Source organism: Rhizobium sp. NLR22b, from assembly GCF_019685295.1.
Lineage (GTDB): Bacteria > Pseudomonadota > Alphaproteobacteria > Rhizobiales > Rhizobiaceae > Rhizobium.
This window is the reverse complement of the sequence record NZ_JABDWM010000007.1, coordinates 229,480-242,137: the sequence shown is the minus strand read 5'-3', so window position 1 is coordinate 242,137 and position 12,658 is coordinate 229,480. Positions and strand designations below refer to the sequence as shown.

The window sequence follows — 12,658 nt, the reverse complement described above, 5'->3', positions numbered from 1 at the left end:
TGTACCCCTGCTGTGTCCTTGCAGCCATTGCAGCTTGGAGGGGGAAATGCAACAAGACCCGTGAAAGATCCTTCTGGAATAGCATCTTGCCTGACATCGCCCTTGATCTGCTTCTGCTGCTCTGCGCGGCCGCCTTCTTCGCCGGTTTCGTCGATGCCATTGCCGGCGGCGGCGGTCTGATTACGGTTCCTGCCATGCTGATCGCCGGCATCCCGCCGCTGCAGACGCTCGGAACCAACAAGGTGCAATCGATCTTCGGCGCCGCTTCCGCGACGCTCGCCTACGCCCGCAAGGGCCATGTGGAGCTTTCCGAACAGCTGCCGATGGCGCTGATGTCCGTCATGGGCGGGGCACTCGGCGCCGCTCTTGCGACGATCGTACCAGGACAGGTGCTTCAAGCGATCATGCCTGTGCTGCTGCTGGCAATCGCGATCTTCTTTGCTGTCAAACCGAATCTCAACGACCTCGACAAACACCGTCTCATCACGCCCTTCGCCTTCGGCCTGACGCTGGTGCCGGCCATCGGCTTCTACGACGGCGTCTTCGGCCCCGGCACCGGCTCCTTCTTCATGCTCGCCTTCGTCACCCTCGCCGGCTTCGGCGTGCTTAAGGCCACCGCGCACACCAAACTTCTGAATTTCGGCTCGAACCTCGGTGCGCTGATCGTCTTCGCAAGCTTCGGCGCAATCCTCTGGAAGATCGGCCTGTTGATGGGCGTCTGCCAGTTCCTCGGCGCACAATTGGGCTCACGGCTCGCCATGCGCATCGGCGCAAAGCTCATCAAGCCGCTGCTCGTCATCGTCTGCGTCGCCCTTGCGGTGAAGCTGCTCGCCGATCCGGCAAATCCGCTGCGTGTCTGGCTTGGCATCTGAGCCAGCGCCCATTACCTCAGGCGTAATTGATAGGGTGCGCCACCTTCCCGCATGATCGTGCTGCCTGGAACTGACGGGCGATCAAAAGGAGATGACCTGATGAACGACGCAAAGACCAAAGCCGAGCGCTACCTCGCCGTCTGGAACGAGACGGATGGCGCTCGCCGCCGCGCTCTCATCGCCGAGAGCTGGGCGGAAGCGGCCACCTATGTCGATCCGCTGATGCGCGGCGAAGGTCACGAGCAGATCAATGCGCTGGTCGAGGCCGTGCAAAGCCGTTTCCCCGGCTTCCGCTTCGAACTGATCGGCGCGGCCGACGGCTATGGCGACAACCTGCGCTTTTCCTGGAGGCTCGGGCCCGAAAACGGCGAAGCGCTGATCAAGGGCACGGATTTCGCCGAACTCGACGGCGGCAAGCTGAAATCCGTGCGCGGCTTCATCGACCAACTGCCGGCAGCCACCTGATGACGCCGGCCGCCCGCTCCCTCGGAGATCACCTGCGCGAGTGGCGCCAGCGCCGCCGCATGAGCCAACTCGACCTGGCGCTGGAGGCGGAGATCTCGCAGCGGCATCTGAGCTTCATCGAGAGCGGGCGCGCGACACCGAGCCGCGAGATGCTGCTGCATCTTGCCGAACGCCTCGGCGTGCCCCTGCGCGACCGCAACCCGCTGCTGCTGGCGGCGGGTTTCGCCCCAATCTTTGCCGAACGCAAGCTTGATGATCCTGCCCTTGAGGCGGCGCGACGCGCCGTCGACATGGTGCTGAAAGGGCACGAGCCCTTCCCGGCACTGGCGGTCGACCGCCACTGGACCCTGGTCGCCGCCAACGCTGCGATCGCTCCCTTGCTGTCAGGCGTTGCCGATCAGTCGCTGCTCGCGCCGCCCGTCAACGTGCTGCGCCTCAGCCTGCATCCGCAGGGGTTGGCGCCGCATATCGTCAATCACGGTGAGTGGCGCGGCCACCTCCTCGACAGGCTGCGTCAGCAGATATCGGCCTCAGGTGATCCTGTTCTGGAAAAGCTGTTGAAGGAGCTCCGGTCCTATCCGGCGTCGGACCGGCCCGGCGAAAACCACGCCGACTATGCCGGTATCGCCGTTCCCCTCCGGCTTGCGAACAAAGCGGGCTTGCTGTCGCTGATCTCGACAACGACGGTCTTCGGCACGCCTGTCGATATCACCCTGTCGGAGCTCGCGGTCGAATCCTTCTTTCCGGCGGATGAGGAAACGGCTGCCATCCTGCGCAGCCTGGCACTCAACTGAGTGGCTCAGAACTCCACGCCGGGCTGGCCCTTGATGCCCGACCGGAACGGATGTTTGACGAGTTCCATCTCGGTGACCAGATCGGCGATCTCGATCAGTTCTTCCTTGGCGTTGCGCCCCGTCAGCACGACATGGGTCATAGGGGGCTTCTCGCTCTTCAGGAAGGCGACGACCTCGTTGATGTCGAGATAGTCGTAGCGCAGCGCGATGTTGATCTCGTCGAGCAGCACCATGGAATTGCGCTCATCGCGGATCAGTTCCTTGGCCTTTTCCCAGGCCGCCGAGGCGGCGGCGATGTCGCGGGCCCGGTCCTGCGTTTCCCAGGTGAAGCCCTCGCCCATCGTGTGGAACTGGCAGAGATCGGAAAAATGCTTCTCGATCAGGTCGCGCTCGCCGGTCCACATCGCTCCCTTGATGAACTGCACGACGGCTGACGGCTTGCTGTGGGCGATGTGGCGGAAGATCATCCCGAAGGCGGCTGACGACTTACCCTTGCCCTTGCCGGTATGGACGATGATCAGGCCCTTGCCGTCCGTCTTGGTCGCCATGATCTTGTCGCGCGCAGCCTTCTTCTTCGCCATCCTCTCGGCGTGGCGGGCATCGTCCTTGGTCGATTCGTTTTCTGGGATCTCGTCACTCATCAGTGCACCTCATTCAGTTTCGTAGCAGCCAGGTCGAACCGGGCCGAATTGCTGCGCGGCGTCCAGAGCCCGCGATCGATTGCCTCGCGCAGCCGCTCCTTCATCTCGTCGAATGCCGCCGGGTTTTTCTCGATCATGAAACCGCGCAGGTCCGGATCGGCGACGAAGGCCTGATAGACCGCCTCGAAATGATGCGCGCCGACCGCGCCCGTCGTCGCAGCGAAGGCGAAGAGATAATCGACGGTGGCGGCGATCTCGGCGGCTCCCTTGTAACCATGGCGCATGACGCCCGATATCCATTTCGGATTGACCACGCGCCCGCGCACGACGCGGCCGATTTCCTCCTCGAGCGAGCGGATCAAAGGTCGTTCGGGCCTGGAATGATCGTTATGATAGATCGCTGGACGTGTACCGGCGAGCTGCTCGGCCGCAGCCGCCATGCCGCCCTCGAACTGGTAATAGTCATCACTATCGAGCAGGTCATGCTCGCGATTGTCCTGGTTCTGAATGACGGCCTGCACCGAGCGCAGCCTCTCCTCGAACAGGCCGCGTTCGGCCCTGCCCTCCTCGCCGGCGCCATAGGCATAACTTCCCCAGACGAGATAGGCTTCGGCAAGATCGGCACGCCGCTCCCAGCCCTTTTCATCGATCAGTGCCTGCAGTCCCGCGCCGTAGGCGCCGGGTTTAGAGCCGAAGACGCGGTAACCCGCCCGCTTCACCGCCGCCTTCTCATCGAGCCCGGCAGCGGCCAGCCGAGCCGCCTCGCCGCGCATGCGCCCGGCAATCGGGTTGTCGGCAGCATCCTCATCCAGTGCCCCGACGGCGCGGATCGCCATGTCGAACAGGGCGATCTGCTCGGGAAAGGCGTCGCGGAAGAAGCCGGAAATCCGGAGCGTCACATCAACGCGCGGCCGCCCGAGCACTGTTTGCGATATGATCTCATAGCCGGTGACGCGGCGCGAACTCATGTCCCAGAGCGGCTTGACACCGATCAGCGCCAAAGCTTGGGCGATATCGTCACCACCCGTGCGCATGTTCGACGTGCCCCAGGCCGTCAGCCCGAAGGAGACCGGCCACTCGCCATGATCCTGAACATAGCGGCGCACCAGCAGTTCCGCGGATTTTCTGCCGAGCTCGTAGGCGGCCGGCGTTGGCACGGCGCGGCTGTCGACGGAGTAAAAATTCCGCCCCGTCGGCAGCACATCCGGCCGCCCGCGCGTCGGCGCGCCGGAGGGGCCTGGGGCGACGAACCGGCCGTCGAGGCCGCGCAGAAGGCCGGAGATCTCCGCCGGGCCGCAGGCGAGAATGGAAGGCTTGAGCCGGGATTCGATCTCGTCGAGCACCGTTCTGGTTTGGGACCAGAGGGTTGGGCACCCCATGTCACCGGAAACGAGCTTGGCGGCGAGCAGTTCGATGCGCTCGACGGTGTCGCCGTTGCTGCGCCAGGGGGCGTCGAGGACATCTGCGAGAATAGCCGGACGCGGGCCCGTCCAAAGAGTCGCCATGTCGCAGTCGAGTGGGTCAAAAGGACGCTGAAGCGCGCGGCTCACCTTCTCCCCGGCGGGGAGAAGGGGGGCCGAAGGGTCAGATGAGGCGGCCGCAGACTCGGCCTCGCTTGCGCTCAGCCGCCCGCTCCTGCCGTCGCTCGCCCCCTCATCTGTCCTGGCGGACATCCTCTCCGCGCTGGGGAGAAGGGGGAAACTCAACCTAGCATCCGCAGCAATCGCTCGCTGCAAACTCGCATCACAGCCCTCTCCCAGCCCGCGCGGGACCCGCGCCAACGCCACGGTCAAGTCCGTCAGCAGCCGCCCCTCCGGCGACACGCCGAACACATGCAGCCCGTCACGGATCTGCATCTCCTTCAGATCGCAGAGATAGGCATCAAGCTTCTTCAGCGCCTCACTTTCGCTCTCGCCTTTCGCAATCCCCGCATCCCGATCCAGCCCGATATCGGCGACGAGATCGAGGATCTGGCGGCTGAGCAGCCGGATGCGGCGGGGATCGCCACCCGAAGCTTCGTAATATTCATCGACCAGCGCCTCCAGATCCTTGAGCGGTCCATAGCTTTCGGCCCGCGTCAACGGCGGCGTCAGGTGGTCGATGATGACGGCGGCGGTGCGGCGCTTCGCCTGCGTGCCCTCGCCGGGATCGTTGACGATAAAGGGATAAAGGTGCGGCAGCGGCCCGAGGATCGCTTCCGGGTAACATGTCTCAGACAGCGCCAGCGCCTTGCCCGGCAGCCATTCGAGATTGCCATGCTTTCCCATGTGGATGACGGCGTCGGCGCCAAATTCGCGCCGCAGGAAAGCATAGAAGGCAATATAGCCATGCGGCGGCACGAGATCCGGCGAATGATAGCTCTCCTTCGGATCGATATTGTAGCCGCGCGCCGGCTGGATGCCGACCAGGACGCCGCCGAAGCGGGCGAAAGGCAGGGCGAAGACGCCGTCGCGAAAATGGGGGTCGTTCTCTGGCTCGCCCCAGCGCGCCCTCACCTCATCCTGAATCTTTTTGGGAAGAGATTCCAGGAAGTTTTTGTAGCGACTGAGCGAAAGAGCCTCGCGGATGACCCGGCCGTCATGCCGGGAATTGGTCGGCCCCTCCATAAGATGCCAGATCAGCGCGTCGCCATCGGCCGGAACATCGGCGACCGGGTAACCCGTACCCGCCATCGCCCGAAGCACCTCGATGCTGCCGGCCGGCGTGTCGAGTCCGACGCCGTTGCCGAGTCGGCCGTCGCGGTTCGGATAATTCGCCATGATGAGGGCGATGCGCCTCCTATTGGCGGGCGTCCGGCGCAGCCGCACCCAACTGGCGGCGAGCTCCGCCGTATAGCGGAGCCGGCCGGCGTCGGGCAGGCTTGCCACGATGTTCGCCTCGACAGCCGCGTCGTAACGCGCCGCCGTCTTGAAGGACACCGCCCGCGCCAATACCCGCCCGTCGACTTCGGGCAGCGCCACATTCATGCCGAGGTCGCGCGCCGACAGACCCTGCGACGAGGTCACCCAGGCCTCCCGCGACGAAGCCGACAGGATTGCCTGCAGTACGACTGCGCCATCCGTCTCCAGCACAGTCGGTTGCCGGTCCGCGCCCGGCGCGGAGACCGCAAAGCCCGTTGTGTTGATGACGACATCCGGTTTCAACGCCGAAAACACGCTCTCGAGAATGCCTGTCGAAACGGGATCCTTTAGGCTGTAGGCAAAGACCGGCAGCGGCCGCAGGCCAAGTGCGGCCAGGGCCTCGACCAGCGCCTCGACCGGCCCGGTCTCGCCGCTCTGGACGAGGGCACGGTAGAAGCTGATGGCGACGATGGGGGACGTGGGTTCGAATTCCACCTCTTCTGTCGAGCTTGGTGTACCCCCCTCTGTCCTGCCGGACATCTCCCCCACAAGGGGGGAGATCGGGGATGCGAGGCTTCGCTCCATCTCTTCAGCCGAAAGTGCGGCATTCTCACGCATTTTTTTTGTTGGAAGTCCGAGCGACTTGCTGATCTCCCCCCTTGTGGGGGAGATGTCCGGCGAGACAAAGGGGGGGGCCCCACGCTTGACGGACGACGTTGGCGCGACATGCGAACCGACGACCCGCCGCCACTCTTCGACCCCGATCGCCCCTCGCCCCGGCCACCAGATCCCCGCCTTCATCAAAGGCACTGCCAGCGCCGGCTTCTCCGCGCCCGATAGCATCGCCGAGGCATAAGCAAGGAAGCTCCGCGTATTGGCGTCGCCGCCCTCGATCAGATAGACCCAGAGCGCGTTGAGATCGTCGAGGTCAACATTGGAGAAAGGAACCAGCCCCGCATCTGGCTTGGCATCGCCAGGCAATACTGCAATCAGTGCGCCGTTGCGGGCGGCAACGGCGTGCAGCGCCTCCAGCGCATAATGGAAATAGCTGGCGCCGCCGAGCGCACGCACGACGATCAGCTTGGCGTGCCGGGCCGTTCGCTCGACATAGGTATCGACTGACATCGGATGCTTGAGGCTCATCAGATTCGCGAGCCTCAGCGAATGCGGCATTCCCTCGCAGCCGCGATAGGCGGTAGCGACCGCGGCAAGTTCGGTGTCGGCAGCCGAAAGGAACAGCATATCGCCCGGCGACTGGCCGAGGTCGATTGCCTCTTCGCCGTCGCTGATCGTTCCCTGCTGGGCCAGAAGCAGATGCATCGATTATCCTTGAACGAGCGCTTCAATCGCCTTGCGCACCGCGCCCTGGTTCATTTCGTGCAAGCCGATGACGACGAGGCGCGTGCGGCGCGCCTCGCCCGCTGCCCAGGCGCGGTCGAAATACTGGTCGATGCGGCTGCCGACGGCCTGCAGTTGCAGGCGCATGGGCTTGCCCGAGACGTCGATGAAGCCCTTGAGGCGCAGCACATCATGCTCGGCGATGATGCCCTTCAGCTTCTCGACAAAGCCTGTCGGATCGGAAACAGCGCCGAGTTCGACAACGAAGCTGTCGAACTCGTCGTGGTCGTGTGGCGCCCCATCCTCGTGCTCCAGCTCGTGATGGGATTTGCGGTTGGCGATATCGTCTTCCGCGCCGATGCCGAGGCCGAGCAACACGCCTGCCGGCACCTCGCCATTCCTGGCCTCGATCATGACCGGCTTGCGGGCGATGCGGGAGGCGACTTCGTTCTTCACGCGGCCCAGGCCATCCCCATCGATCAGGTCGGTCTTGTTGAGGACGATGAGATCGGCGCATGTGAGCTGGTCTTCGAACAGCTCCTCGATCGGGCTCTCGTGATCGAGCGAGTCGTCCTCGACGCGCGCCGCCTCGACAGCAGCATGGTCATCGGCGAAACGGCCGGCGGCAACGGCCGCACTGTCGACAACCGTAATGACGCCGTCGACGGTCACCTGGGTGCGGATATCAGGCCAGTTGAAGGCGGAGACCAGCGGCTGCGGCAGGGCGAGGCCGGAGGTTTCGATGACGATATGGTCAGGCCGCTGTTCGCGCTCCAGGAGCTTCGTCATCGTTGGAATGAAATCGTCGGCGACGGTGCAGCAGATGCAGCCATTGGTGAGCTCGATAATGTCGTCCTCGCTGCAATTCTCCGCGCCGCAGCCCTTCAGCACCTCGCCATCGACACCGAGATCGCCGAATTCGTTGATGATAAGCGCAATCTTTTTGCCGCCGGCATTGGTGAGCAGGTTGCGGATCATCGTCGTCTTGCCGGCGCCAAGGAAGCCGGTGATGACGGTTGCGGGGATTTTCTGCTGGATCATGGAACTTCAACCCTTCATTTTCAGCGGCAGACCGGCCGCGATGAAATAGACTTCGTCGGCCTGCGCCGCGATTATTTGGTGCAGCCGTCCGGCATGATCGCGAAAATCGCGCGCCATCCGATTGTCAGGCACGATGCCGAGGCCAACCTCGTTGGAAACGAAGACCAGCCGCGCCTTGGCGCCAGGCAGGAAATCAGCGAGCGCGGCAAATTCCACAGCCATCTCGCGCTCCGCCATCATCAGGTTGGTCACCCAGAGAGTCAGGCAATCGACAAGCACAATGCGCCCCTCGCCGTCGATCGCGGCAAGCACGCCGAGAAGATCGAGCGGCTCCTCATGCGTCGTCCAGGAAGGGCCGCGATCGGCCTTGTGCTGGGCAATACGCGTCTGCATCTCCTCGTCCCAGGCACGGCCGGTGGCGAGGTAGTGGCGCTCGTCGCCGCTTGCCATAACGAGATTTTCGGCAAAACGGGATTTGCCGGAACGGGCGCCGCCGAGGATGAGGGTGTGGGAGGGGGCAGCCGTCATGCCCAGACAGTCCTATGACCGGATGCGGTACCCCGCCCCACCTCATTCCTGTGCTTGTCATAGGAATCCAGCCACGGCGCGTCGGCGCCGTGAATAATTCTATGCTGCCGTGAAGGGATTCTCCTGTGCCCAAGGACTTGGGCCCGCTGGATTCCTGTGACAAGCACAGGAATGAGGGAGGAAAGGAAACTCCTTCCCAGCGGCCCCGTGCCGGACGGCGGCGGCATCTGCAAGTCACCTTCCAAGCGCACCACCAGAGGCGGCGCTGAATTCAATCGTTCAGCCAAAACAACCTCCGTGCTGGCAGCGGGTCTCTTGCCCAGGGTTGGGCTTTTCGCCCGGCACGGAAGGCAGGTCTCCTGGCTCGCGGTTATCGGCGGCGATCGGGGCGAACCGGAAGTCCGGTCGCCCCTGATCGTGCCAGCGGATCTGCCTCGCCTTCCCGGCTGCCTCGGTGAAAAGGTGGACGATTCGTAGAGATAGAGGCGTCCGACCCCGGTTGATCACCATGCATTTCCAGTGGCTTTTCCGGCATGCCGCCCATCCCGCCCGCCTGCACGATTGCAGCCCGCCGGCCGAAAGGGTTCGATGCCGGATGGAAGACCCTGACCGCTCTACAGTCGCGGGGTCGGCTGTGATGAATGCGCCCGATGTGGGTCCGCCCCGTCACATTCCCTTTTCATCCGGAAGGCGAAATGCCGATCCGGAACCATCCGTTATCCCTGGGATGGTTAGGCAAGCCGGGGGGTGAAGTCAACCGACCTTCGAAACCGCTCCAGCTCCAGACTGCGCAAAAGATCGGCCAACACCACTGACCCTACCGGAAATATCGTCTATTATCAGCGGCTTACGTCATAAATATTTGACCCGACCGTCGGCTTTTCGCCGCAATTGCGTTGCAAGGCGACTGCACCTCCGCCCTTGACCCGGCCTCTCATCGCCTAGTTGTCTAGCCATGCTTATGAAATTGGATCGGCGGCGCCTGCGCACGCTGCGTGTTTTCTTCGATCCGGGCCGGCTGCGCGCCCTGACGCGCCGCAGCGAAGTTGGCTTGTCGCTGGCAGGCGCCATCGTCGGCATCGCCTCGGGTCTTGCCGTGACCGGCATGAGCTATGTCTCCAACGAGTTGCACCAGCTAGTTTTCGGCATCGCCGACAGCGAAAGGTTGAGCGCGTCGGTCATCGAGGACAAGATGCTGCTGCTTACCGCCCCGGTCATCGGCGGTACCCTGCTCGGCCTGCTGCTTCTGGTCCTCGCCAAACGGCGCAAGAAACCGATGGTCGACCCGATCGAGGCGAATGCGCTGCATGGCGGCCGCCTCTCGTTGACCGACAGCATCATCGTTGCCGTACAGAACCTGATCTCCAACGGCTTCGGCGCCTCCGTCGGTCTGGAGGCCGGCTATACCCAGCTCGCCGCCGGCATTGCCTCCAAATTCGGCCTCAAGCTGCAGCTGCGCCGCTCGGACCTGCGCATACTCGTCGGTTGCGGCGCGGCCGGCGCCATCGCCGCCGCTTTCAACGCGCCGCTGACGGGCGCCTTCTACGCCTTCGAGCTGATCATCGGCACCTACACCATCGTGTCGTTGACCCCGGTCGTCGTCTCCGCCCTCGTTTCAACCCTCATCGCAAGGTTGCTTGCCGAGGGCGATTTCACCATCGATATCGGCAGCTTCGGCTCGGTCGTGCCGGCCGATTATATCCCGGCGCTGCTGCTCGGCGTCTTCTGCGCCGGCGTTGGCATTCTCCTCATGCAGGGCGTGGCCTTCGTCGAGGAGGTGGCGCGCAAAAGCTCGATTGCCCCGCCCTTTCGCCCGGCGCTCGGCGGCATTATCGTCGGGCTTCTGGCGATGATTTCGCCGCAGGTGCTCTCGGCTGGCCACGGCGCGCTGCATCTGAACCTCTCCCGCGACGTGGCAATCCCGGCGCTGATCGGTCTCTTCCTCCTGAAATCCCTTGCCTCGGCGATCTCGATCGGCTCCGGTTTCAGAGGCGGGCTGTTCTTCGCCTCGCTGTTCATGGGCGCCCTGCTCGGCAAGCTCTTTGCTTATTGCGGCCCCTATTTCGCCGATGCGACATTGACGCCGGTCATTTATGCCGTGGTCGGGATGAGTTCCCTGGCGGTCGCCGTCATTGGCGGGCCATTGACGATGACCTTTCTGGCGCTCGAAATCACTGGCGATTTCCCGATCACGGCACTGGTTCTTGCCGCCGTCATCACCTCCTCGCTCGTCGTGCGCTCGACCTTCGGCTACTCCTTCGCCACATGGCGCTTCCACCTGCGCGGCGAAAGCATCCGCAGCGCCCACGACGTTGGCTGGATCCGCAATCTGACGGTGAACAAGCTGATGCGCGCCGACGTGAAGACGGCAAAGGCCGATATCTCGCTGGAAGACTTCAAGAAGGCCTTCCCGATCGGCTCAACCCAACGCGTCATTCTCACAGAGGAGAACGAAAAATATGCTGGCCTCGTGCTCGTGCCCGAGATCTACGCCAATCCGACCGACGCCCAGGACGAGAGCCAGAGGCTTGCCGATTTCGTCCGCTACCGCAATGATTTCCTGCAGCCGCAGATGAATGCAAAGCAGGCGGCGGCGATCTTCGACAGGAGCGAAAGCGAAGCGCTCGCCGTCGTCAACAATCTGATCGAGCGCAAGGTGGTGGGACAGCTCAGCGAAAGCCACACGCTGCGCCGCTACAGCGAAGAACTCGACCGGCGCCGCCGCGAGGTGTCGGGCGAGATTTGAGCGAGCCTAAGAAGCGGCGCGGGCAAGCCTGTAAACGTCGGCTCTCTTCGAAACGCCGCGCAGATCGAAAGCGCCGAGATAGTCGCAGGGCACGGCGCAGGTCGCTGCGAAGCTTTCTGACAACAGCAGGGGCTGCTCAAGCGTTCCGCACAGCTTTTCAAGCCGCGACGCCTCGTTGACGGCCCTGCCGATCACGGTGAAGTCCAGCCGGCCCTGGGCGCCGACATTTCCGTAAAAAACCTCGCCGAGATGCAAGACGACATCAATACCGATATCGGGGCCACCATCCAGCGTCCGTTCGCGATTGAGCTCCTCGTTTGCCCTCAGCAGGTTCTGCGCCGAAGCCAATGCGGCCTTGCAAGCCCTTTGCGGATCCTCGGCGTCCGTCGGAAAGATTGCCAACACGCTATCGCCCATGAACTTGAGGATCTCGCCGGAATTTTCCTCGACGTGCCGGTCGATCAGTTCGAAGTGCTCGTTGAGAAAGCCGACGATCTCCCCCGGCTGATAGGCCTCGGTCAGCGCCGTGAAGTTGCGGAGGTCGGCAAGCAGGATGGCAGCATCGATGGAGCCGCCCATTCCCCTGCGGGTTTCACCGGCAAGGATGCGCGCGCTCGTCCTGGCGCCGGTATAGACGGCGAGGATATCGGTCGCGGTCTTGGAAACCGCGACACGGTAAGCGGCAAGCCCCAGCGCTGGGAACAGTTCATCGATGATCGCCAGCTGATCATCTGAAAATCCGCCCGGAGAATCGCTCGTCAGAGAGAAACCGAGCCCGCGCAGCGCGACTTCCTTCGGGAACTCGAAAAGATTGACCACATGGTCCGTGCCACCGGCAAGCGCAAATTCGTGGAGCTCGCCATAGTGGAGACCCTCGCCTTTCGCCAGGTTCCATCGCCCCGTCTTCTCACCGCGGTTCAGAAGATAGAATATCGGCGTCTTCTCGAAGTTGCGCTCGGTCTCGCTGCCGTGCTCCGCATTCTCGAGAACAGTCTCACCGCCCCGCATGAAATTGGCCGCGACGCCGCGATACATCGGATGCAGGGACGGCATGCGGATGCTTGCCCGCCAGATCGGAAACCCGTCCGCAATCAGCCGTTCACACAGGCCGGCGACGAGATCACCAATATGCTCGCTGGTGATTCCCTGCTCTATAACCCACTGGATATGATCTTTAATTTCCAAGCCTCCGCGTGAGGATCAACAACCTTTTATTAGCCTGCTTCGCATCGCGATTCTACTCTTGAGCGAATTAAGTAATGCAGCACGACCGAAGATGCGCCTATCCTCTGAGACTCCGACCTCCGGCCAACGTGTTTTCGAGCGGGCCTCTCTCGGCCTTTCTGATTGGCAGCGAAATCCGGTACTCTCAAATGGCCCCTTGCGCGACCTT

At 63.2% G+C, this 12,658-nt stretch carries 9 protein-coding genes and 1 riboswitch; of the genes, 4 read left to right on the top strand and 5 right to left on the bottom strand.

The features are described from left to right. Positions 1-86 precede the first annotated feature (86 nt). The 3 genes from HJC00_RS14095 (at position 87) to HJC00_RS14085 (ending at position 2,131) form a co-directional block, all read left to right on the top strand. Positions 87-872 (top strand): TSUP family transporter, encoded by a 786-nt coding sequence (locus tag HJC00_RS14095; protein WP_221153522.1) that lies wholly within the window; start codon positions 87-89, stop codon positions 870-872. A 99-nt stretch (positions 873-971) separates the two neighbouring features. Then, positions 972-1,337 (top strand): nuclear transport factor 2 family protein, encoded by a 366-nt coding sequence (locus tag HJC00_RS14090; protein ID WP_247241727.1) that lies wholly within the window; start codon positions 972-974, stop codon positions 1,335-1,337. Then, positions 1,337-2,131 carry a helix-turn-helix domain-containing protein gene (locus tag HJC00_RS14085; protein ID WP_210630971.1) on the top strand — a complete coding sequence of 265 codons (795 nt, stop codon included), beginning with the start codon at positions 1,337-1,339 and terminating at the stop codon, positions 2,129-2,131. The genes HJC00_RS14090 and HJC00_RS14085 overlap by 1 nt, the downstream gene beginning before the upstream one ends. A gap of 5 nt (positions 2,132-2,136) precedes the next feature. Here the strand turns inward: HJC00_RS14085 and cobO are convergent, their stop codons facing one another. From cobO to cobU, 4 genes are read right to left on the bottom strand one after another with little or no spacing between them, the layout of a single operon-like run. Beyond that, positions 2,137-2,772 (bottom strand): cob(I)yrinic acid a,c-diamide adenosyltransferase, encoded by a 636-nt coding sequence (gene cobO, locus HJC00_RS14080; RefSeq protein ID WP_210630970.1) that lies wholly within the window; start codon positions 2,770-2,772, stop codon positions 2,137-2,139. After that, complete coding sequence (cobN, locus tag HJC00_RS14075) at positions 2,772-6,932, bottom strand: cobaltochelatase subunit CobN (protein WP_221153520.1); 4,161 nt, start codon at positions 6,930-6,932, stop codon at positions 2,772-2,774. The genes cobO and cobN overlap by 1 nt, the downstream gene beginning before the upstream one ends. A 3-nt stretch (positions 6,933-6,935) precedes the next feature. Next, positions 6,936-7,991: a cobalamin biosynthesis protein CobW gene (gene cobW, locus HJC00_RS14070; RefSeq protein WP_221153519.1), complete on the bottom strand. Its 1,056-nt coding sequence runs from the start codon at positions 7,989-7,991 to the stop codon at positions 6,936-6,938. A 6-nt stretch (positions 7,992-7,997) separates the two neighbouring features. After that, on the bottom strand, positions 7,998-8,519 hold the full coding sequence (gene cobU / locus HJC00_RS14065; protein WP_221145282.1) for a bifunctional adenosylcobinamide kinase/adenosylcobinamide-phosphate guanylyltransferase: 522 nt from the start codon (positions 8,517-8,519) through the stop codon (positions 7,998-8,000). 331 nt (positions 8,520-8,850) lie between these two features. Further along, positions 8,851-9,248: riboswitch (cobalamin riboswitch) on the bottom strand. A 226-nt stretch (positions 9,249-9,474) separates the two neighbouring features. Between cobU and HJC00_RS14060 the strand changes: the two genes are divergently transcribed. After that, complete coding sequence (locus HJC00_RS14060; RefSeq protein WP_221153518.1) at positions 9,475-11,265, top strand: chloride channel protein; 1,791 nt, start codon at positions 9,475-9,477, stop codon at positions 11,263-11,265. Positions 11,266-11,271: 6 nt separating this feature from the next. Here the strand turns inward: HJC00_RS14060 and HJC00_RS14055 are convergent, their stop codons facing one another. After that, positions 11,272-12,450, bottom strand: a complete 1,179-nt coding sequence (locus HJC00_RS14055; protein ID WP_405048789.1) for an adenylate/guanylate cyclase domain-containing protein — start codon at positions 12,448-12,450, stop codon at positions 11,272-11,274. Between the last annotated feature and the right edge of the window lie 208 nt (positions 12,451-12,658).